General features: G+C 62.4%; 18 protein-coding genes. 13 read left to right on the forward strand and 5 right to left on the reverse strand.

All coding sequences use genetic code 11. The annotated features are described in order from the left end of the window. The first annotated feature begins 14 nt into the window (after positions 1–14). The gene (gene dut / locus KHO23_RS32890) at positions 15–461 is read left to right on the forward strand and encodes a dUTP diphosphatase (protein ID WP_211617000.1); all 447 of its coding nucleotides are present in this window, start codon (positions 15–17) and stop codon (positions 459–461) included. A gap of 143 nt (positions 462–604) precedes the next feature. On the opposite strand, the gene clpA is transcribed toward dut, so the two are convergent. Together clpA and clpS are read right to left on the reverse strand one after the other, a co-directional pair. Then, positions 605–2,902: an ATP-dependent Clp protease ATP-binding subunit ClpA gene (gene clpA, locus KHO23_RS32895; protein WP_120289911.1), complete on the reverse strand. Its 2,298-nt coding sequence runs from the start codon at positions 2,900–2,902 to the stop codon at positions 605–607. Continuing rightward, positions 2,899–3,213, reverse strand: coding sequence for an ATP-dependent Clp protease adapter ClpS (gene clpS / locus KHO23_RS32900; protein ID WP_006050100.1), 315 nt, complete (start codon positions 3,211–3,213; stop codon positions 2,899–2,901). The genes clpA and clpS overlap by 4 nt, the downstream gene beginning before the upstream one ends. A gap of 559 nt (positions 3,214–3,772) precedes the next feature. Between clpS and KHO23_RS32905 the strand changes: the two genes are divergently transcribed. Next, entirely contained in the window at positions 3,773–3,979 is a 207-nt protein-coding gene (locus KHO23_RS32905; protein WP_007180614.1) for a cold-shock protein, read from the forward strand. A gap of 95 nt (positions 3,980–4,074) precedes the next feature. Here KHO23_RS32905 and KHO23_RS32910 read toward each other — a convergent pair whose 3' ends face one another. From KHO23_RS32910 to icd, 3 genes are all read right to left on the reverse strand, one after another. Beyond that, complete coding sequence (locus KHO23_RS32910) at positions 4,075–5,733, reverse strand: multicopper oxidase family protein (protein WP_211617002.1); 1,659 nt, start codon at positions 5,731–5,733, stop codon at positions 4,075–4,077. 134 nt (positions 5,734–5,867) lie between these two features. Further along, positions 5,868–6,296, reverse strand: a complete 429-nt coding sequence (locus tag KHO23_RS32915; RefSeq protein WP_211617004.1) for a hypothetical protein — start codon at positions 6,294–6,296, stop codon at positions 5,868–5,870. Positions 6,297–6,752: 456 nt separating this feature from the next. Then, positions 6,753–8,009: an NADP-dependent isocitrate dehydrogenase gene (gene icd / locus KHO23_RS32920; RefSeq protein WP_211617006.1), complete on the reverse strand. Its 1,257-nt coding sequence runs from the start codon at positions 8,007–8,009 to the stop codon at positions 6,753–6,755. 366 nt (positions 8,010–8,375) lie between these two features. Here icd and KHO23_RS32925 point away from each other — a divergent pair, with 366 nt between their 5' ends. The 11 genes from KHO23_RS32925 to KHO23_RS32975 all read left to right on the forward strand — a co-directional run. Beyond that, a complete protein-coding gene (locus tag KHO23_RS32925) occupies positions 8,376–8,945 on the forward strand; it encodes a pseudouridine synthase (protein ID WP_211617008.1) in 570 nt (189 codons plus the stop codon). Positions 8,946–9,388: 443 nt separating this feature from the next. Further along, positions 9,389–9,592, forward strand: coding sequence for a hypothetical protein (locus tag KHO23_RS32930; RefSeq protein WP_075643538.1), 204 nt, complete (start codon positions 9,389–9,391; stop codon positions 9,590–9,592). Between the two features lie 146 nt (positions 9,593–9,738). Then, complete coding sequence (locus tag KHO23_RS32935; protein ID WP_211617010.1) at positions 9,739–10,245, forward strand: DUF192 domain-containing protein; 507 nt, start codon at positions 9,739–9,741, stop codon at positions 10,243–10,245. 324 nt (positions 10,246–10,569) lie between these two features. Beyond that, positions 10,570–12,675, forward strand: a complete 2,106-nt coding sequence (gene fusA / locus KHO23_RS32940; RefSeq protein WP_211617012.1) for an elongation factor G — start codon at positions 10,570–10,572, stop codon at positions 12,673–12,675. A gap of 218 nt (positions 12,676–12,893) precedes the next feature. Continuing rightward, complete coding sequence (locus tag KHO23_RS32945; RefSeq protein ID WP_120289895.1) at positions 12,894–13,409, forward strand: cupin domain-containing protein; 516 nt, start codon at positions 12,894–12,896, stop codon at positions 13,407–13,409. Between the two features lie 18 nt (positions 13,410–13,427). Beyond that, positions 13,428–14,447, forward strand: coding sequence for a HoxN/HupN/NixA family nickel/cobalt transporter (locus tag KHO23_RS32950; RefSeq protein ID WP_211617014.1), 1,020 nt, complete (start codon positions 13,428–13,430; stop codon positions 14,445–14,447). Positions 14,448–14,744: 297 nt separating this feature from the next. Continuing rightward, positions 14,745–16,409 (forward strand): ABC transporter substrate-binding protein, encoded by a 1,665-nt coding sequence (locus KHO23_RS32955; protein ID WP_211617016.1) that lies wholly within the window; start codon positions 14,745–14,747, stop codon positions 16,407–16,409. Positions 16,410–16,473: 64 nt separating this feature from the next. Beyond that, complete coding sequence (locus KHO23_RS32960) at positions 16,474–17,484, forward strand: ABC transporter permease (RefSeq protein WP_211617018.1); 1,011 nt, start codon at positions 16,474–16,476, stop codon at positions 17,482–17,484. Further along, positions 17,481–18,359 (forward strand): ABC transporter permease, encoded by an 879-nt coding sequence (locus KHO23_RS32965; RefSeq protein ID WP_211617020.1) that lies wholly within the window; start codon positions 17,481–17,483, stop codon positions 18,357–18,359. The genes KHO23_RS32960 and KHO23_RS32965 overlap by 4 nt, the downstream gene beginning before the upstream one ends. Then, positions 18,356–20,527: an ABC transporter ATP-binding protein gene (locus KHO23_RS32970; RefSeq protein ID WP_211617022.1), complete on the forward strand. Its 2,172-nt coding sequence runs from the start codon at positions 18,356–18,358 to the stop codon at positions 20,525–20,527. Before KHO23_RS32965 ends, KHO23_RS32970 begins: the two co-directional genes overlap by 4 nt. Positions 20,528–20,956: 429 nt before the next feature. Beyond that, on the forward strand, positions 20,957–21,709 hold a 753-nt coding region (locus KHO23_RS32975), incomplete at its 3' end, for a hypothetical protein (protein ID WP_211617024.1).

The following is a 21,709-nucleotide window of genomic DNA, read 5'->3' on the forward strand; positions in this document are numbered from 1 at the left end:
TCCTTCGAACCTGCATGAAACTCGACCTGAAAATTCTCGATGCGCGCATGCGCGACCAACTCCCGGCCTACGCAACCACCGGCAGCGCGGGTCTCGACCTGCGCGCCTGCCTCAACGAGCCGTTGACGCTGAAACCCGGCGAAACCGCGCTCGTGCCGACGGGTCTGGCGATTCACGTCGCCGATCCGGGTTATGCAGCGTTGATTCTGCCGCGTTCGGGTTTGGGCCATAAGCATGGCATCGTGCTGGGCAACCTGGTCGGCCTGATCGATTCGGATTACCAAGGTCAACTGATGATCTCGACGTGGAACCGCGGCGAGACCACATTCGTGCTGAATCCGATGGAACGCCTCGCGCAACTCGTGATCGTGCCGGTGGTCCAGGCCGAATTCAATATCGTCGACGACTTCGAAACCAGCGATCGCGGTGCGGGTGGATTCGGCAGCACGGGCAAGCACTAAGACACAGCCAGGCATTGAAGCGGCGCTTGCTTCCAGCAAACGCTTTGCACAACGCAAAAAGCAGAACGGCGCGGGGTTCAACCCGCGCCGTTCTGCTTTCAGAGGTACGACGAAAACTTGCTCGACTGACTTGCTCGACCGACTTACTCGACCTCGACCGCTTCCGGATTCGGATTGCGCGGCGCCGGATGCTCGTCGAAGGTCAACTGCACCTTGTCTTCCGCATCCACGTCGACCGTCACGCGGCCGCCGTTCATCAGCTTGCCGAACAGCAGTTCGTCGGCCAGCGCACGACGGATCGTGTCCTGAATCAGACGCTGCATCGGCCGCGCGCCCATCAACGGATCGAAACCGTGTTTCGCGAGGTGAGCACGCAGCGCATCGGTGAAGAGCGCATCGACCTTCTTCTCATGCAACTGATCTTCCAGCTGCATCAGGAACTTGTCGACCACACGCATGATGATTTCTTCATCGAGCGAGCGGAAGCTGATCGTCGCGTCCAGACGGTTACGGAACTCCGGCGTGAACATGCGCTTGATGTCGACCATTTCGTCGCCGGTTTCCCGGCGATTCGTGAAGCCGATCACCGACTTGCCCATTGCCTCGGCGCCCGCATTCGTCGTCATGATGATGATGACGTTGCGGAAGTCCGCCTTGCGGCCGTTGTTGTCCGTCAGCGTGCCGTGGTCCATCACCTGCAGCAGCACGTTGTAAATGTCCGGATGCGCCTTCTCGATTTCGTCGAGCAGCAGCACGCAATGCGGCTTCTTCGTGACGGCTTCGGTCAGCAGACCGCCCTGGTCGAAACCGACATAGCCCGGCGGCGCGCCGATCAAGCGGCTCACCGCATGACGCTCCATGTATTCCGACATGTCGAAGCGGATCAACTCGATCCCCAGCGTGAACGCCAGTTGCTTCGCCACTTCCGTCTTGCCGACGCCCGTGGGCCCGGAGAACAGGAATGCGCCGATCGGCTTGTCCAGCTTGCCGAGGCCCGCGCGCGCCATCTTGATTGCGGCCGACAGTGCGTCGATAGCCGGGTCTTGCCCGAACACCACGCTCTTCAGATCGCGATCCAGCGTTTGCAGTTTGCTGCGATCGTCTTGCGACACGCTTTGCGGCGGGACACGGGCAATCTTCGAGATGATTTCTTCGATCTCGTTCTTGCCGATGGTCTTCTTCTGCTTCGATTTCGGCAGGATGCGTTGCGCCGCGCCGGCTTCGTCGATCACGTCGATCGCCTTGTCCGGCAAATGACGATCGGTAATGAAGCGTGCCGACAACTCAGCCGCAGCCGACAGCGCACCCGACGAGTACTTCACGCCGTGATGCTCTTCGAAACGCGATTTCAGGCCACGCAGGATCGCCACTGTCTGTTCGACGGTCGGCTCGGTCACGTCGACCTTCTGGAAACGGCGCGACAACGCCGCGTCTTTTTCGAAGATGCCGCGATATTCCGTGAACGTGGTCGCACCGATGCACTTGAGCGTGCCCGACGACAGCGCCGGCTTCAGCAGATTCGAGGCATCCAGCGTGCCGCCCGACGCAGCACCCGCGCCGATCAGCGTATGAATTTCGTCAATGAACAGGATTGCGTGCGGACGTTCCTTCAATTCCTTAAGGACCGTCTTCAGGCGCTGTTCAAAGTCGCCACGATATTTGGTGCCGGCGAGCAGCGCGCCCATGTCGAGCGAGTAAACCTGCGCATCGGCCAGGATATCAGGCACTTCGCCGCGCGTAATGCGCCAGGCGAGCCCTTCGGCGATCGCCGTCTTGCCGACGCCGGCTTCACCGACCAGTAGCGGATTGTTCTTGCGGCGACGGCACAGCACCTGCACCACGCGCTCGACTTCCGACTCGCGCCCGATCAGCGGATCGATGCGGCCGTCTTTCGCCATCTGATTCAGGTTCTGCGTGAACTGGGCAAGCGGCGTTTCTTTCTGCGCGGCGGCTTCGTCGGACTCGGCATTCGCGTCGCTCGCTTTCGCGGCGTCCGTGCTGCTGGTCTTCGCGATGCCGTGCGAGATGAAATTCACCACGTCCAGACGCGTCACGCCCTGCTGTTGCAGGTAGTAGACCGCATGCGAATCCTTCTCGCCGAAGATCGCAACCAGCACATTCGCGCCGGTCACTTCCTTCTTGCCATTCGAGGTGGATTGCACATGCATGATCGCGCGCTGGATCACACGCTGGAAACCCAGCGTGGGCTGCGTGTCCACGTCGTCCGTGCCGGGCACGGTAGGCGTGTTGTCATGAATGAAGTTGCGCAGGTTCTGGCGCAGATCCTCGATATTGGCCGCGCATGCACGCAACACCTCCGCGGCCGTTGGATTGTCCAACAGTGCCAGCAAAAGATGTTCGACCGTGATGAACTCGTGCCTTGCCTGGCGTGCTTCCATGAACGCCATGTGCAGGCTGACTTCCAGTTCCTGGGCAATCATGCTTCCTCCATCACACACTGCAGCGGATGCCCGGCCTGCCGTGCGTGGGTAACGACTTGCTCGACTTTGGTCGACGCGATGTCCCGCGTATAGACCCCACAAACTCCCCTGCCCTCGCGATGCACCTTCAACATGACCTGCGTTGCGGTTTCACGATCTTTATTGAAATATTCCTGCACGATCATCACGACAAATTCCATTGGCGTGAAGTCGTCATTCAGCAGCACCACTTTGTACATGGAAGGCGGCTTCAGCTTCTTTTCCTGCCGCTCCAGTACGGTGCCGTCCTGCTTGTCCGGGATAATCGCCATACACCCATTCTAAACAACTAGGACAGGCCCGCAATCCTGTCAAAACCCGGCCGACCGGCCGGTGAGCCCGTTCGCTACCGCCTGATGGGTAACTACCCCAATGGCGTTGCGTCATTCGACGAGCCGATTGCGGAGCCGGCCCCCTATCCTGTCATGCGTCGCGGTCATGCTGCGCCGCAGTCGGATCGAGTATCGCACAACCTGCCAGCACTGGTTGGAGGCACTCGCCCGGTCAGCGCTGGCAGGTTGTACGACCCGCAGAACATCATGTGAGTCGATTATGCGACTTTTCAAGACGCCCCGCTTGGGCAACCGCACATAACAAAACAAAAGCGGGAAAAACCCTGGAAAACGCCTGTTTGCAACGCGACAACGACATCTCAAAATTTTCTTGACACTCGAATAAAGAGCCTCAACAATCAAGCTGGCACTTTTTTCACTGAGCCATAAATCGAAAAAATGCCGATGGTGAGCTTGTGAGGAGGGAGCGGCTGCATCGCGCGGTCGTCGAGCTTTTCGAGGGCTCGTGGTAGTGACATGAGTTACAGGGGAAGTTGGAATGGCAACTGGTACGGTCAAATGGTTCAATGACGCAAAAGGTTTCGGATTCATCACGCCTGACGAAGGTGGTGAGGATCTGTTTGCACACTTCTCGGCCATCCAGATGAATGGGTTCAAGACCCTCAAGGAAGGCCAGAAAGTAACCTTCGAGGTCGTGCAAGGCCCGAAAGGCAAACAGGCATCGAACATCCAGGCACCTGCCTGACACTGTTCGTGACCCGTCCTTTGAAACCCGGCTCCATGCCGGGTTTCTTTTTTTGGGGCTGATGCTCCTAAACCTTCCCGCGCTCACCGCGCGCGTCACACCACGTTCAGGGTGCCCATCATGCCAAGGTCCTCGTGTTCGAGGATGTGGCAGTGGAACATGCGCGCGCCCGCCATCCGCTGGACCGCAGCAATGCGCACGATCTGGTCCGGTTGCACGTTGACCATGTCACGCCAGGCACGGTACGGCTCCGGCGTGACCACGCCTCCCCGCTCACGTTCCACAACCTGAAATTGAGTGCCGTGCAGATGGAACGGATGATCCATGTCGGTGCGGTTTTCAATCGACCAGAGTTCGACCTCGTCGCGCCGGCTGGTCAGCGTGATGCGCGATGGGTCGAAAACCTGGCCGTTGATCATGAAAGACATACCGGCCGGTGTGGCGCCGCCATGCGCGCCCGCAGGTTTGGCGCCGTGCATGGCGGCCATGTCCATCTTTTCGGAGAAGACCACCGATTTCTTCGCGACCGGCGCGCCGAGTGGCGGCACCGGGCGCAATGCAGCAGGCAGCGTGCGCGCGGGGGCACCGGACACCGGCTTGAAACTGATGTCGGCAAGCACATGGGCCCGATCGGGCGGCAGGCTGCCACCTGCCATCGCCATCTTGCGGCGGTCGTAGACGTCAGCGCTCAGCACTGCCTCGGAGGCGGCCGCGCCCGCGTGGACGATCAGTTCTGCACGCTCACCTGGCGCCAGCAACAGCTCCGTCAGGCCCTCGCGAGGCTGCTCCAGCAAACCGCCGTCCGTGCCGACCTGGGCAAAGCGCTGGTCACTACCGAGCGAAAATCTCAAATAGCGGGCACTGCATCCATTCCACACGCGCCAACGCTCGTCGCCCGTCACCTCGATGCGCGGACGGCGCGCGCCGTTGACCAGCACGAACTGCCCTTCCCGGCCGTTCATCCAGTCCATCATGTCGTTCGACGGGATGGTGCCGTCGGCGGCAAGCTTCAGGTCCGAGATAAACAGGTGGCGCTCGGGCCAGCCGGCCAGCGGATCGTCCGCCGCGCGCACCACAATGGGTCCGGCCAGCCCGCGAAACACCTGTTCCGCCGTACTCATGTGCGGATGCGGGTGATACCAGTATGTGCCGGCGCTGCCCAGCGGCAACGTGAATCGGTACACGTGCGAGCCGCCGGGCGGCGTGGGCGCCGAAGGATTGCCATCCTGGTCGGGCGGCACCGGCAAGCCGTGCCAGTGAATCGTCGACGCTTGCGCGAGCCGGTTCACGAAGCGGATTTCGACGGTGTCGCCTTCGCGCACCTCGATCAGGGGGCCGATGACCGGGCCGTCCGTTTGCACGGCGCGCGCGGTTGCGCCGCCCTGGCCGCGACCCTGATCGTATTGCCAGAAGGTCGTGGACGGCTTGCCGGGCAGCAGCTTGCGTTTGACCGGTTGCGCGATCAGGGTCGCACGGAATACGCCGGGTTCACGGCTTTCGTTCGCTAGCGAGCGTAACGTGGCGAGCCGGGCGCCGGCTGGAAGCGCGTCAGGCGCGGCCAGCTCAGCGGCCGCTGGCTTAACCGCTTTGTGGGCCGACATCGACGGCATGTCGGACATGTCCATGCCGTCCATATCGTCCATGCCGGACATCTTGTGCATTGAATGGGCGTCGTGCTGTGCGAACGCGCTGCGTGCGAACAGCGACGTGACAGCCGCGCTCAACACGTGGGCGAGAAATTGCCTGCGAATCATGAATGATTTCCTCTGCATTGTTCAGATAGCGGGACAGGCGTCGGGGGCGAGTCCACGCGTGATCGTTCAAGGGTCGGCCGGCGGGAAGCGCGACCGTCGCCTTGTGGTGCGCGCGGCGTTGGCGCGCGCGACGATCAGCCTATCGGCGGCCGCAACAGGGGCGTGTGAATGACACCCGTGCGTTGCGGCTCGGCAAGCGGTTGCAGCAACGACGCGCCGGACGCGCGCGGCTCGAAAGCAAAGACGAAGAGCAACGCACTGCAATGCGCGCCGCAGGAGGTAGAACAACAGAAGGAATGATCGTGGTGACAGGACATGCCGGAATCGGCTATCCCGGCACAATGCGCCGTTTCGCCGACGATGGTGGACACGTCATCGACCGTTTGGACAGTCTGCATCGCGCGAGCGCCTTTCATCCGCGCGGTGGCGTGTTCGTGCGCGAACGCGCCTTGCGTCGCAAACAACGCAAGGGACAGCACGATAAGGATTCGCCACACAGAGGACATTGCAGAACGAGTAATTGCGACGCACGGAAAGCCGACGGTCGACGAATCATAGCGCAAGCTGCTTGCGCATCGGCGCTCACGCTCGTTGTCAACGCGCCGGCAGGTTTTAAACCAGGCCCCGGCATTTTCGCAGCGCCGGGGCAAACATGATCCGGTGCGTTTCTATCCGGCTGACGCCCGCGCCATCGAGCGCTGCATGTCCAGGCGGCGCGCCACATCTCCCTTGAAAACCGCAACGCCCTGGTGGACCAGATTTGACCGGGCATCGCCCCCAGGCGGGGGCAATTTTTCGGCGGGCGTAAGGTACCCGAGTTTGCGTTGCACGCATCTCAATATCGGTCTGCAGCGGCAAGTCGAAATGCCCCGACCAGAGCCGAATTTTTCGACAGGTCATTCGGGAATTCGTGGGTCGCGTGTCTCCCTGTTCCTGGCTGCACAAAGGAAAAACCCCGGCCGCCTCACAGCGCCGGGGTTTTGATTCATGCTGGGAAAAACCAGCGCGAATGAAGTCGCTTACATGTTTTCGATCAATACCTGACCGAAGCCCGAGCAGGACACCTGCGTCGCGCCTTCCATCAAGCGCGCGAAGTCATACGTGACGCGCTTTTGCAGGATCGATTTTTCCATCGACTTGATGATCAGATTTGCCGCTTCGGTCCAGCCGAGGTGGCGCAGCATCATTTCCGCCGAAAGAATTTCCGACCCCGGATTCACGTAGTCTTTACCGGCGTACTTCGGCGCCGTGCCGTGCGTGGCTTCGAACATGGCGACCGAATCCGACATGTTCGCGCCCGGTGCAATCCCAATTCCGCCGACTTGCGCGGCCAGCGCGTCTGAAACGTAGTCGCCATTCAGGTTCAGCGTGGCGATCACGTCATATTCCGCCGGACGCAGCAGGATCTGCTGCAGGAACGCGTCGGCGATCACGTCTTTCAGCACGACGTCGCCACCCGTTTTCGGGTTCTTGATCTTCATCCACGGACCGCCGTCGATCAGCTCCGCGGCGAATTCCTTCTGCGCCAGCGCATAACCGTAGTCGCGGAATGCGCCTTCCGTGAACTTCATGATGTTGCCCTTGTGCACGAGCGTAACCGAGCGGCGATTGTTGTCGATCGCATACTGGATCGCCTTGCGCACCAGACGCTCCGTGCCTTCGCGCGACACCGGCTTGATACCGATCCCCGAAGTTTCCGGGAAACGGATCTTCTTCACCCCCATTTCTTCGCGCAGGAACCTGATGACCTTCTTTGCCTGTTCGGACTCGGCAGGCCATTCGATGCCGGCGTAGATGTCTTCCGAGTTCTCGCGGAAGATCACCATGTTGGTCTTCTCAGGTTCACGCACCGGCGAAGGCACACCCTTGAAGTATTGCACCGGGCGCAGACAGACATACAGATCGAGTTCCTGACGCAGCGCGACGTTCAGCGAACGGATGCCGCCACCGACCGGGGTGGTGAGCGGGCCCTTGATCGAGACGACGTATTCCTTCAGCACCTGCAGCGTTTCTTCCGGCAGCCACACGTCCGGGCCGTACACCTTGGTCGATTTCTCGCCGGCGTAGATTTCCATCCAGTGGATTTTCTTCTTGCCTGCGTAGGCTTTTTCTACCGCGGCATCCACCACTTTCAACATCACCGGCGTGATGTCGAGACCCGTGCCGTCGCCTTCGATATACGGAATGATCGGCTGGTCGGAAACGTTGAGCGAGAAATCTGCGTTGACAGTGATCTTGTCACCGCCGGTCGGAACCTTGATGTGCTGATACGGCATGATCGGACTCCAGTGAAAGCTGTGCTGAAAGCTGATGGGAGACTGCGGAAACTGGGTGCTCCTCGCTACGCGCAATGCCGGACGGCCGCGGGCAGCCTGCCGCGAGCGGCCTGGTCGCTTATTCTAGCCCACGCCGACGCAGCAACGAGTCCGTAGCGGCTCGGTGTTTTCCAACATGGTCGGAAATCAAGAACCAGCAAGGCCGCTTATTCTTATCTATTCTTATATCTTATATAAGACAGATGACTTGCATTAGGTCATTATGCTTTATTATTCCGCCATTTACTACGGGGCTGACGCCTCTCCCGCCCCGCGTGGCGCCCCCTCAGCCGCAGCCAGCGCCGCTCGACCTTCATTGATTCCCTTATGCGACTTCTCGCCCTGAACAAACCGTTCGGCACCATCTGTCAGTTTTCGCCGCACGAAACGCGGGCGTCCCTGGCCGACTGGGTGAAAGTGCCCGGCGTCTATCCGGCGGGCCGGCTCGACTCCGATAGCGAAGGGCTGCTACTCCTCACCGACGACGGCGCGCTGCAAGCGCGCATCGCAGAACCGCGCCACAAACTTGTTAAACGTTATTGGGCGCAAGTGGAAGGCGCGGTCGATGATGCCACGCTGAAGAAGCTCGCCCGCGGCGTCGATCTCGGCGATTACGTGACGCGACCCTGCCGCGCCGAATTTGTCGAGCCGTCCGATTCGCTTTGGGTACGCACGCCGCCGATCCGTTTTCGCGCCGCGATTCCGACTACGTGGATCGAATTGTCGATCACCGAAGGCAAGAACCGTCAGGTGCGACGCATGACCGCGGCGGTCGGTTTTCCGACATTGCGCCTTGTACGCGCCGGTGTCGGCGCACTCGATATTTTTTCGCTCGGACTGCAGCCCGGAGAATCTGTTGAATTGCCGCTGAAGGCGCCATGGGAAGGCATCATCTGAGCGTGTTTGCCTGCGCGCCGCACTGGCATCAAGCCCGCCTTCCAACCCAGGAATAAAAAGCTAACTCGTTGTATCCGCAAACAAAATGACGCGTGAAACCAATATAAAAACCGCGTGAAACAATTGAGTCCGCGATCACTGCGCAGCCATTCATTTGCATCAGCACGCCGGCATATAAATTTTCCACAAAAATCACGTCAACCGGTGCGCGAGCTCACGCGTTATTCGACGCAGATGCCGCCCGAAGCTATCCGGCATTCAGCCTTAAGGGCCTTTGCACAAGCCGCACGTGCGGTGAGTACAGGGAGTCTGAGCGCTAAGCAGACGTGTCGAAAAAATGTTCGATGCGGCTGTCAACCGAAAGGTGGATGGCACGTTTACCGACATGACTCTACATATAACCGGGTCATTTGGTTAATTAACTCAAGCTGAGGATTTACAAAATGAACAAACTGATCGCCGCTCTGGTCGCTGGCCTCTTCGCAACGGCAGCATTCGCACAAGCTTCGGCACCGGCAGCTCCGGCAGCAGCTTCGGCAGCTCCGGCAGCAGCAGCTTCGTCGGCAAAGAAGACCACGAAGCACGCTCACAAGAAGTCGCACAAGAAGGCAGCAGCAGCAGCTGCAGCTTCGGGCGCTTCGGAGTAAGTTTGTTGTAAAAACGCAGTCAAGAACTAGCTTCATTGCCGTTCTTACGGCGTTGAAAGGCAGATCACCGCAAGGCGATCTGCCTTTTTGTTTTTGACGCGCTCGCGTAACATTCGCGGGTTAATTTCCAAGGAAGGAGTCAAGCCGTGCGATTTCCCCTGCGCTCGTTGATGGCGCGTTTCGCTGTTGCCGTTGCACTGCCGCTCGCCGCGATGTCGTTCGCCGCGACCACCGCTGCCCCCGCTCATGCGCAACAGATGCCGGCCGGCGCGAAACAGCCCGGCGACTTTCCGCGCGCGAAGCTGACGGCGGGCATGTTCGTGATCGACGCAGCCGTCGCCGCGAATGATGCCGACCGCGAACAAGGTCTGATGTATCGCACGAGCCTCGCACCGAATGAAGGCATGTTGTTCGTCTTCAACGAAAACGCTGGGCATTGCTTCTGGATGAAGAACACGCTGATCCCGCTGTCGATCGCTTTCATGCGCGCCGACGGCACGGTCACCGACGTCGACGAAATGCAGGCCGAAACCACCAACAATCACTGCCCGAAGAACAACGGCGTGTATGCGTTGGAGATGAGCAAGGGCTGGTTCTCGTCGAAAGGCATCAAACCGGGGATGAAAATCCAGGGCTTGCCGGCCGCGCAATAACAGCGCGCCGACCGCGACAACATCCCGCCGCGCCTTCAGCGGCCGCTTTTCAGAAAAAGCCGGTGCCTTTCAGGAGGCGCCGGCTTTTTTGCGTTCTGCGCGCGGCTAGCACTGTGCTGGCACTGCCCGGCACCGCGCGACGGAGGACCGCGCCGTCCGTTGAGCCCATGCCAGCAGGCCGTCACGCGCGGCTGGCAAGATTCCTGCAAAAGACAGGCCGACGCGCTATCCTAGTATTCTTAGCAAAGCAGCAAAGAGGCTCCCCGGGTAGCACAGACTGCCGCCCGGCAAGCGTTTCAGGCGCGCCATTTCAAGGAGGTTCACGTGCCCCGCAAGACTCCCATCGAGCGCTACCGGAATATCGGCATTAGCGCTCACATCGACGCCGGCAAAACCACCACCACCGAACGCATCCTGTTCTACACAGGCGTGACCCACAAGATCGGCGAGGTTCACGACGGTGCTGCGACGATGGACTGGATGGAACAGGAGCAGGAGCGCGGCATCACCATCACGTCGGCGGCCACCACCGCCTTCTGGAAGGGCATGGCCGGCAACTATCCCGAACATCGGATCAACATCATCGACACCCCGGGTCACGTCGACTTCACGATTGAAGTGGAACGCTCGATGCGCGTGCTCGACGGCGCCTGCATGGTGTACGACTCGGTCGGCGGCGTGCAGCCGCAGTCCGAAACCGTGTGGCGTCAGGCGAACAAGTACAAGGTGCCGCGCATTGCGTTCGTCAACAAGATGGACCGTGTAGGCGCGGACTTCTTCCGCGTGCAGCGGCAGATCGGCGATCGTCTGAAGGGTATCGCCGTGCCGATCCAGATTCCGGTCGGTGCGGAAGATCATTTCCAGGGCGTGGTCGACCTCGTCAAGATGAAGGCGATTTACTGGGACGAAGAGAACCAGGGGATCAAGTTCGAGTACCGCGATATCCCGGCGGAACTCGCGGCTACCGCGAAGGAATGGCACGACAAGATGGTCGAGGCTGCCGCTGAAGCGAGCGAGGAACTGCTCGACAAATATCTGCATGGCGGGACGCTGACCGAAGAGGAAATCAAGCACGGCATTCGTGTGCGTACGATCGCCAACGAGATCGTGCCGATGCTGTGCGGCAGCGCGTTCAAGAACAAGGGCGTGCAGGCCATGCTCGACGCCGTGATCGACTATCTGCCCTCGCCGGTCGACATTCCCGCTATCACGGGCCACGACGAACACGACAAGGAAATCGAGCGTCATCCGCGTGACGACGATCCGTTCTCCGCCCTCGCCTTCAAGATCATGACCGACCCGTTCGTCGGCCAGTTGATCTTCTTCCGCGTCTACTCGGGTGTGGTGAATTCGGGCGACACCGTCTACAACGCGGTCAAGGAGAAGAAGGAACGCCTCGGCCGGATCCTGCAGATGCATGCGAACGAGCGCAAGGAAATCAAGGAAGTCTACGCGGGCGACATCGCCGCGGCAGTCGGCCTGAAAGAAGCGACCACCGGCGACACGCTGTGCGATCCGCAGCACGTGATCATTCTCGAACGGATGATTTTCCCGGAGCCGGTGATTTCGCAGGCTGTCGAGCCGAAGACCAAGGTCGACCAGGAGAAGATGGGCATCGCGCTCAATCGTCTCGCGCAGGAAGACCCGTCGTTCCGCGTGCAAACGGATGAAGAATCCGGCCAGACGATCATCTCCGGGATGGGCGAGTTGCACCTGGAAATTCTGGTCGACCGGATGAAGCGCGAGTTCGGCGTCGAGGCGACAGTCGGCAAGCCGCAGGTGGCTTACCGCGAAACGGTGCGCAACAAGATCGAAGATGTCGAAGGCAAGTTCGTCAAGCAGTCGGGCGGCCGCGGCCAGTACGGCCACGCGGTGATCACGCTCGAACCGGCGGCGCAAGGCAAAGGCTACGAGTTCGTCGACGCCATCAAGGGCGGCGTGATTCCGCGCGAATACATTCCGGCGGTCGACAAGGGCATTCAGGAAACGCTGAAGGCCGGCGTGCTCGCGGGCTATCCGGTGGTCGACGTGAAAGTGACGCTGACCTTCGGCTCGTACCACGACGTCGACTCGAACGAAAACGCGTTCCGCATGGCCGGTTCAATGGCGTTCAAGGACGCGATGCGCAAGGCCAAGCCGGTGCTGCTCGAACCGATGATGGCCGTCGAAGTGGAAACGCCGGAAGACTTCATGGGCAACGTGATGGGCGACCTGTCGAGCCGTCGCGGCATGGTGCAGGGCATGGAAGACATCGCCGGCGGCGGCGGCAAGCTGGTGCGCGCCGAAGTGCCACTCGCGGAAATGTTCGGCTATTCGACGTCGCTGCGTTCGGCAACGCAAGGCCGCGCGACCTACACGATGGAGTTCAAGCACTACGCTGAAACGCCGAACAACGTCGCGGAAGCCGTGATCAACGCGAAGCAGAAGTAAGCGCCGCGGGTTGCAACACGCCATGTGCTGCGACCCGCGCTGCAATGAAGGCAAACAGCAAAAGGCCCGTCCCCCGTGGATGGGCTTTTTTTTCATCCGCGAAGCCGCCTGCAGTTGCACGACACGCTGCACGCAACACGCCCGTTTTTTTGATCGTGCAAAAATGCAGGAGGGCGCCGCGCCCAGCACCCGGACGTCCGCCCGCGAGGAGACACATCATGAGCCAGGATCACGAACACCCGCATTACAAGGACGAGCAAGCCCCGGCGCCGATCGACTGGCGCGAACACGGCGTCAAGGTCATCAAGGGCGACCAGCTCGACAGCAATACCGCGCAAACGCCCGGCATGAATCGCGCGGCGGCGATCAACGCGGCGCGCGTCGGCGCGCAGAAGATCTGGGCCGGCACCGTGACGATCCATCCAAACGCAAAGACCGGCGCGCATCATCACGGCGCGCTCGAAAGCGTGATCTACGTGGTGCGTGGCCAGGCACGCATGCGGTGGGGCGAGCATCTGGAGTTCACGGCCGAAGCCGGCCCGGGCGACTTCATCTTCGTGCCGCCCTATGTGCCGCATCAGGAAATCAACGCGAGCACCGACGATCCGCTCGAATGCGTGCTGGTGCGCAGCGACAATGAAGCGGTGGTGGTGAATCTGAACATCGACGCGGTGGAAGCACCGGAAACGGTGTTCTGGGTCGATCCGATTCACAAGCATCCGCACGATCACTAAACCTCTTTCACGCCACTCATGACGCCGACCGCTTCGCTGCGCCCTCGCCTCATCACGCTGTATGCCGTGCTGATCGCCGCCAATCTCGGCGCATGGGCGTGGGCGCTGATCGCGTTTCGCCACTATCCGCTGCTGCTCGGCACCGCGCTGCTCGCCTATGGCTTCGGTCTGCGCCACGCGGTGGACGCGGACCACATCGCCGCGATCGACGCCGTCACGCGCAAGCTGATGCAGGCGGGCAAGCGGCCGCTCGGCGTGGGTCTGTCGTTTTCGCTGGGCCATTCGACAATCGTGATCGTGGCGACGCTCGGCATCGCGTGGACCGCGCATTCGCTGCACGGCCGCTTCGACACCTTCAAGGCGATCGGCGGCCCGATCGGCACCGTCGTGTCAGCGGTGTTTCTGCTTGTGCTGGCATGCGTGAACCTCGTGATTTTGCGCGACGTATGGCGCCGCTATCGCCACGTCCAACGCGGCGGCGAACTCGCCGCTGAAACGACGGCCGGCAACGCGCCCGCCGGTCTGCTGTCGCGCGCCTTGCGGCCCATGTTCCGGCTCGTGACGAAAAGCTGGCACATGTACCCGGTTGGCGTCCTGTTCGGCCTTGGCTTCGACACCGCGACCGAGATCGGCCTGCTGGCGATTGCCGCGTCCGAAGCCGGCAAAGGTCTGCCGCTCTATTCGATCCTCGTGTTCCCGGCGCTGTTCACCGCCGGCATGACGCTGGTCGATTCGACCGACAACGTGCTGATGGTCCACGCCTACGGCTGGGCCATGGAGGATCCGAAGCGCAAGCTCTACTACAACGCGAGCATCACGTTCGTCTCGGCGGTGGTGGCGATCCTCATCGGTGGCGTCGAAGCGTTGGGACTGCTATCGGACAAACTCGGCCTGAACGGCGGCGTCTGGGACGCGGCGGCGAGCCTCAACGAGCACTTCGGCGTGCTGGGTTATGGCATCGTCGCGACGTTCATGGCGTGCTGGATCGGCTCGGTGCTGTTCCATCGCTGGCGCCGCCCGGGCGCGGCTGCGCGGTAAATCCAACTTCCCTTCGCGGCGGATCGGTAAGCTTTCCGTGGCGAGAGCGGCGATTTCCGCGCTGCGGCATCCTGCGCTTTGGCGCGGGCCATGCAAGGCGGCCGCCGAGCGTTGTGACGACGACACACGCCGGCCCTTTTATCCGCCAAACGTGGACCGGACCGCGCAGCGGGCGCGCCGAACCGGCGGGCAATCGCTTACACTGAAACCGCTTTTCGTCATTGCCATAAGTCGCCCTGTCGCGCATCCGGCGCGGCCCTTCAGAAACGACAGCAGAACGGACTGGACACTCCATCGATGAAGACTCCCGCGGACCGATTTCCCGAACTCGACCTGGCCCGCCGCACCGCGGACGCCTACGGCAACCACGCCATCGACGAATTCATCGCCGGCCGCATCACGCGCCGCGATCTGCTGCGCTACGCGAGCGTGATCGGTTTGTCGCTGGTTGGCGGCGGCGTGCTGAATGCGCCGCTGGCCCGTGCGCAAGGCGCGCCGAGCCCGTCTAACCAGACCATCCGCGTGGCCCACCTGACGCCGGCTGGCGCGGTCGACCCGCTCACCGTGACCGATGCCGCGAGTCTCGCGCTGCTGAACCAGACCGGCGAATTCCTGATCGACGACGACGGCGAAAAGCTCGTGCTGAAGCCGGCACTTGCCTTGTCGTGGAAGCCGAACGACAAGGGCGACGTGTGGACCTTCACGCTACGCCAGAACGTCAAATTCCACGACGGCCAGACCTTCACCGCCAAAGACGTCGTCGCCACCTTCGATCGCCTCGCCGATCCGGCGAGCGGTTCGGCGGCGCTCTCGGTGCTCAAGGGCGTGCTGTCGAAAGGCGGCGCGAAGGTTGTCGACGAGCACACGGTGGCCTTCCATCTCGACGCACCGAACGGCAATTTCCCTTACTACGTTTCTTCGGACAATTACAACGCCGTGATCCTGCCCGCGAACTATGCGGGTGGTTATGAAAAGAGCTTCATCGGCACCGGTCCGTTCAAGCTCGAAAAGTATCAGGCGAAGGTCGGCGCATCGTTCGTGCGCAATCCCGATTACTGGGGCGACAAAGCGTTACCGCAGCGCGTACAGTTCTCGTTCTATGCCGACGAACAGGCGCAAATGCTCGCCTTGCAAGGCCATCAGGCCGACGTGATGGGCACCTTCACCGTGCAGGGCGGCGCCGGCATTCTGAACAATCCGGACTACAAGGCGGTTGGCGTGAAGTCGAGCGCGCATCGCCAGATTCATATGCGCAACGACAATCCGCTGTTCAAGGACAAGCGCGTGCGCCAGGCGCTGGCGTTGTCGCTCGATCGCGACGTGCTGGTACGGGGTCTGTTCAAAGGCCGTGCGCAACTCGGCAACGACAGCCCGTTCGCACCGGTATTTCCGTCATCCGATGCAGGCGTCGCGCAACGCAGGATCGACATCGCGAAAGCAAAGCAACTGCTTGCGCAAGCCGGTGTGCCGAACGGTTTCGACGTCACGCTGACCACCGAAAAGTACATGGAGATTCCCGATCTCGCGGTGGTCGTGCAGAACGCTGCGAAGGCGATCGGCGTGCGCGTCAATCTGAAAGTGGAAAGCCAGTCGCTGTACTACGGCGCGGGCACGCCGGGCAAATCGGATTGGCTCGACTCGCCACTCGGCATCACCGATTACGGTCATCGCGGCGTGCCGAACGTGTTCCTGAACGCGCCGCTCACCAGCACCGGCACGTGGAACGCCGCGCACTTCAAGAATCCGCAATACGATCAACTGGTCGCGCAGTTCGTCGCGGCGGTCGATCTGGGCACGCAGCGGAAAATCTCCGGGCAGATCCAGACACTGCTGCTCGACGAAACGCCCGTGATCATCCCGTTCTTCTACGATCAGTTGATCGCCATGCGCAAGGGTGTGAACGGCGTGCGCTTCACCGCGCTCGCGCAACTCTATTTCGACCGCGCGGTGTTGAGCGCGTAATGTTGTTGTGTGCAAGAGTCGTTGAACGCATAGGCATTCGGCACTTCTTCGGCAGGAACTCACGATGTCGACTACGGTGACCCCTTCCGCTGCCCCGGTCTCGAACGGCAACGCCGGCCGCGTCGCGCGATTTCTCGCGACGCGGGTCGGTTTGTCCTTGATTACGCTGTGGCTGCTGTCGGTGATCGTATTCGCGGGCGGCCAGTTGCTGCCTGGCGATATCGGCCGCGCGGTGCTCGGGCCGCTCGCGGATGCGCGCGCGGTCGCCGCGCTCAATCATCAGCTCGGCGCGGACCGGCCGCTTATGACGCAATACGTCGAGTGGATCACGCATTTCGTGCGCGGCGATATGGGGCTCTCCTATGCGTACCGTGAGCCGGTCGGGCCGTTTATCGCCGACGCATTGGCGCATTCGGCCAGGCTCGGCGTGCTCGCGTTTATCGTCGTCGTGCCGCTCGGCATTGCGGGCGGTGTGTGGTCGGCCATGCATGCGGGCCGCTGGCTCGATCGCACCATCAGCATCGCCGGTTTGTCGGCGACCGTGGTGCCGGAATTCGTCTCGTCGATCGTGCTGATTCTGGTGTTCGGTGTGTGGCTTCGCTGGCTGCCAATCGAAGCGTCGTATCCGCCCGAAGCGAGCGCACTCGAACAGTTGCGGTATCTGATTCTGCCGGTGCTGCCGCTGGTGCTGGTGTTTTTCGGCTACATCGCAAGAATGGCCCGCGCGGGCACCGTCGAAGCGCTCGACGCGGACTACACCCGCACCGCGATCCTCAAAGGTTTGCCGCGCCGCACCGTGATCTGGCGGCACGTATTGCGCAACGCGCTACTGCCGACCATCACCGTCGCCGCGACACAGCTCGGCTATATGATCGGCGGTCTCGTGGTGGTCGAGACGCTGTTCCACTATCAAGGCATCGGCTCGCTGATCTACAACGCCGCCAAGGCGAAGGATTTTCCGATGCTCGAAGCGGGTGTGCTGACGATCGGCGTGGTCTACACCGTCGCCAATCTCGTTGCCGACGCGCTGCATGTCCTGCTCAATCCGCGGCTGCGAGTAAGGAGCGCCGAATGAGCACCCTCGTTCCGCCCGCCACGCCACCTGCGCCGCGTCAGGCGGCCGAACCGCGCTTCGACCAGTTGCGTGTGCTGTTGCGCTCGCCCACGTTCGTGGTCGGCGTATTGATCGTTGGATGGTGGATCGTCTGTGCGATCGCCGGGCCATGGATCGTCCGGATCGACCCGTATGCATCCGATCCGCTCAACTCGCTGACGCCGCCCGACGGCACACATTGGTTCGGCACAGATCAACTCGGCCGTGACGTGTTCTCGCGGGTGATCGTCGGGGCGCGCGACATTTTGACCATCGCGCCTTTGGCGACCCTGCTCGGCACGGTAGCGGGTACCGCCCTCGGCTTGATCGTCGGCTACTTCGAAGGCTGGGTCGACAACGTAGTGGGCCGCGCGATCGACGCCGTGCTCGCGCTGCCGCTCGTGATCGTCGCGTTGCTCGCGCTGGCCGCGGTCGGCGCATCGAACTTCACCGTGATCCTCGTGATCGGCATCACCTTTACACCGATCACCGCGCGTACCGTGCGCGCCGCCGTATTCGCCGAACGGCATCTGGACTACGTCGCGGCCGCACAATTGCGCGGCGAACGCGCGCCGTACATCATGTTCGCGGAGATTCTGCCGAACGTGCTGCCGCCGATCATCGTCGAGGCCACCGTGCGGCTCGGGTATGCCATCTTCGCGGTCGCGACGCTGTCGTTTCTCGGCTTCGGCATTCAGCCGCCCTCCGCCGACTGGGGGCTCGCGCTGTCCGAGTCGTACACGCTGATGGCAGGCGGTGCGTGGTGGACGGTCGTATTCGCGGCCGGCGCCATCGCCTCGCTCGTGGTCGGCGTGAATCTGATCGCCGATAGCGTGCAAGGAGTGCTCGACCGATGAACGGCCCGCCGCCCGCCTCGTTCCCCGCCTTCGACGTCTCGAAGAGCGATCGCACGGATGCGTTGACCATCGTGGGCCTGACGGTCACGTACCGGATGCGCGGACGCGATCGCGAAGTGCTACAGGACGTCTCGTTTCGCGTGCGGCGTGGCGAAGCGTATGGCCTCGTCGGCGAATCGGGGTGCGGGAAATCGACGGTCGCGATGGCGGCGCTGCGCTATCTGCCGCGCAACGGCAAGGTGAAGGCAGGCAAGATCATCATCGCCGGCCAGGACGTGCAGAAGCTCGACGCCGACGCGTTGCGCACAATGCGCGCAAACGCGATTTCGATGGTTTATCAGGACCCCGGGCGGGCGCTGAATCCGTCATTGACGATCGCCCGGCAAGTCACAGAAGCATTCGAAGCGGCCGGTGTCTCGCGTGACGAAGCCGTGCAGCGCACGATCGAGATGCTGCAGCGTGTACGCATCGCCTCACCCGAGCGCGTGATGGACAGTTATCCGCATCAGTTGTCGGGCGGCATGCAGCAGCGCGTGGTCATCGCGATGGCACTCGCGTCGAATCCGGCCCTGCTGATTCTCGACGAACCGACCACTGGGCTCGACGCTACCGTCGAAGCCGAAGTGCTCGATCTTGTCGCGCAACTGCGAGAAGAACTCGGCACGGCCGTTCTGTTCATCAGCCACAACCTCGCGGTGATCGGGCGGATGTGTGAGCGTGTCGGCGTGCTGTATGCCGGCAAGCTGGTCGAGGAAGGCGCCACCCAGGACGTGTTCGCGCGGCCACGTCATCCCTATACGGTTGGACTGCTGCGCTGTTTGCCGGGCGCGGGACGCAGCAAGGACACCGAACGGCTCGACACGATCGCGGGCCATCTGCCCTTGCCCGGCTCGGTGACGCAAGGCTGCATTTACGCGGACCGTTGCCGTCTCGCCGACGACCGCTGCCGCCGCGAAGCACCGCCGCCGTATCGGGTGAGCGCCGCGCACGGCGATCAGATGTCGCGCTGCCACTATCACGAACGCGCCATCGAACTGCCGCGCGCGGCCGCGGAAGCATTGCCCCGGAATGACGGCGTCTTGCGTGACGGCGAGCGCCCCGCTCTCGTGCTGCGCGCGGAAAAACTCTCGAAGACATTCCACGTATCCGGCGCCCCGCTGCGCGCCGTCGACGACGTGTCGATCGATCTCGCCAGTGGCGAAACGCTTGGCCTTGTCGGCGAATCCGGCAGCGGCAAGACGACGCTCGCGAAACTGATGCTCGGCCTGCTCACCCCGGACGCGGGCAGCGTGCTCGAACTCGACGGCACACCGCTCGCCGCACGTGTCACGCGACGCAACGACGAGCAGGTCAAGTCGCTGCAGATCGTGTTCCAGAATCCGGACTCGGCGCTCAATCGCGCGCATTCGGTGAAGCGGCTGATCGGCCGCGCATTGTCGCGCCTTACCGCGCTGCGTGGTGCCGCGATCGACGAACGGCTCGCCACCTTGACGGCGGCGGTGCGCCTGCCCGAGCGCTATCTCGGCTCGCGCACACGTCAATTGTCCGGCGGACTTAAACAGCGCGTGGCGATCGCGCGCGCGTTTGCCGGTGAGCCGCGTGTGGTGGTCTGCGATGAACCGACTTCCGCGCTGGACGTCTCCGTGCAGGCCGCGATTCTCAACCTGCTCGCCGATCTGCAACGCGAGCGCGGCGTGAGCTACGTGTTCATCTCGCACGATCTGCACGTCGTGCGCTATCTGTCGGATCGCATCGCAGTGCTGTACCTCGGCCGGCTGCTGGAGATCGGACCGGCCGCCGCGGTCTTCAGCGCACCGCATCATCCTTACACCGAAGCGCTGCTATCTTCTGTGCCAACGCTCGACACGCACGACAGCAAAGCTCGAATTCGCCTGTCCGGCGATCTGCCGAGCGCATCATCGCCGCCGTCCGGCTGCGTGTTTCATACGCGCTGCCCGCGCAAGCTCGGAGCGATCTGCGAGCAGCAGGACCCGCCCTTCCTCGGCGCCGGAAGCGGCGACCTTGCTGGGTCCTCCACTCATCGCATCCGCTGCCATATCCCCATCGAGGAACTGCGTGTACTGCAAGCGGTCTCGCGCGACAACACCGCCAATACCTCCGGCGACGGTTCTGAAAACGCGCCGGAAAACGCCGCGCGCAACGAATAACGCGCAATAACGCGGCTTTCCCGCCGTGCGTTTCATCGTCGAAACGTTTTCATGCGTTTTTTTCTCGCCGGCATCGCACCCCCCTATTCGACGCCCGTCACTGCAAGGCTTTGCGGGCAATGGCATGGATATCGCTAAGTACTGTCCAGACATTCGAAGCCAAAGAGATCGGGAGAACGTCGAAAAGCGCAGCTTGTGCGAATCGCCGTGACAAGAAGCGAGACGTGACGAAGCGCGCGGACGGTATCGCCTGAAGCGCTTGTCAGCGCACCGGCTACGGAGCCGGGAAGACAGTGATGGTGTTTGACTTGCATCCGCAAACCAAACTCGGGGGGGCGACGAGGCCCGCGTTCAGACAGGCCCGCCGTCGGCGAATCAGCGTGGGAGACAACGGCAGCGAGGTGTCGGCGTCCCTTCGGGAGAGACGTGATGAAAACCAGAAAATTCAATCAGTACTACTGCGGGGTTATTCGGAGTGCGGCGATCGTGGCCGGCGTGGCTTTGCTGGTAACCCAGGTTGCGTACTCGGAGTCTACGGCTGTCATCCCCAAATCGATGGTGCTTGCCGATGCGCCAATGCCTGCGAGCGGCGTGCACAGCGCGACGCAAATTGGGCAAGACGAGGGTTCGGCGACAGGCGCAACGGCCACCGGCACCGCGCCCGACGAACCGACCGCCGCCGACGACGCGGCCATTGTGTTCAGTCCGCGCGAGTGCACAAGCAACAGTGTCGGCGGATGCACGCAGCATCGCGGCGGTAACAGCAACGGCAACGGCGCGGCGAGCGCGAGCAACAGTGGCGCGGGCGCGAGCGGCAATGGTGCCGGCGGGGCCGGTGCGGCAGCGGGTTCTGGCGCGGCCGGCGGCGGCGGCAGGGGTAACGGTGGTGGCAGCAGCGGCGGCGGAAGCAGCGGTGGCGGCAGCAGCGGTGGCGGCAGCAGCGGTGGCGGCAGCAGTGGCGGTGGCAGCAGTGGCGGCGGAAGCAGCGGCGGTGGCAGCAGCGGCGGTGGCAGCAGCGGCGGCGGCAGCAGCGGCGGTGGCAGCAGCGGCGGTGGCAGCAGTGGCGGTGGCAGCAGCGGCGGCGGAAGCAGCGGCGGCGGAAGCAGCGGCGGCGGAAGCAGCGGCGGCGGAAGCAGCGGCGGCGGAAGCAGCGGCGGCGGAAGCAGCGGCGGCGGAAGCAGC

It is taken from the genome of Paraburkholderia haematera (assembly GCF_905220975.1).
In the GTDB taxonomy this organism is placed as follows: Bacteria; Pseudomonadota; Gammaproteobacteria; order Burkholderiales; family Burkholderiaceae; genus Paraburkholderia; species Paraburkholderia haematera.

Coding starts and splice junctions, on each gene's coding strand:
- KHO23_RS32950 (WP_211617014.1), top strand. CDS start 13,428: ATGACGCCGACCGCTTCGCTGCGCCCTCGCCTCATCACGCTGTATGCC.
- KHO23_RS32955 (WP_211617016.1), top strand. CDS start 14,745: ATGAAGACTCCCGCGGACCGATTTCCCGAACTCGACCTGGCCCGCCGC.
- dut (WP_211617000.1), top strand. CDS start 15: ATGAAACTCGACCTGAAAATTCTCGATGCGCGCATGCGCGACCAACTC.
- icd (WP_211617006.1), bottom strand. CDS start 8,009: ATGCCGTATCAGCACATCAAGGTTCCGACCGGCGGTGACAAGATCACT.
- KHO23_RS32925 (WP_211617008.1), top strand. CDS start 8,376: ATGCGACTTCTCGCCCTGAACAAACCGTTCGGCACCATCTGTCAGTTT.
- KHO23_RS32905 (WP_007180614.1), top strand. CDS start 3,773: ATGGCAACTGGTACGGTCAAATGGTTCAATGACGCAAAAGGTTTCGGA.
- KHO23_RS32930 (WP_075643538.1), top strand. CDS start 9,389: ATGAACAAACTGATCGCCGCTCTGGTCGCTGGCCTCTTCGCAACGGCA.
- KHO23_RS32945 (WP_120289895.1), top strand. CDS start 12,894: ATGAGCCAGGATCACGAACACCCGCATTACAAGGACGAGCAAGCCCCG.
- KHO23_RS32960 (WP_211617018.1), top strand. CDS start 16,474: ATGTCGACTACGGTGACCCCTTCCGCTGCCCCGGTCTCGAACGGCAAC.
- clpS (WP_006050100.1), bottom strand. CDS start 3,213: ATGGCGATTATCCCGGACAAGCAGGACGGCACCGTACTGGAGCGGCAG.
- clpA (WP_120289911.1), bottom strand. CDS start 2,902: ATGATTGCCCAGGAACTGGAAGTCAGCCTGCACATGGCGTTCATGGAA.
- KHO23_RS32970 (WP_211617022.1), top strand. CDS start 18,356: ATGAACGGCCCGCCGCCCGCCTCGTTCCCCGCCTTCGACGTCTCGAAG.
- KHO23_RS32910 (WP_211617002.1), bottom strand. CDS start 5,733: ATGATTCGCAGGCAATTTCTCGCCCACGTGTTGAGCGCGGCTGTCACG.
- KHO23_RS32965 (WP_211617020.1), top strand. CDS start 17,481: ATGAGCACCCTCGTTCCGCCCGCCACGCCACCTGCGCCGCGTCAGGCG.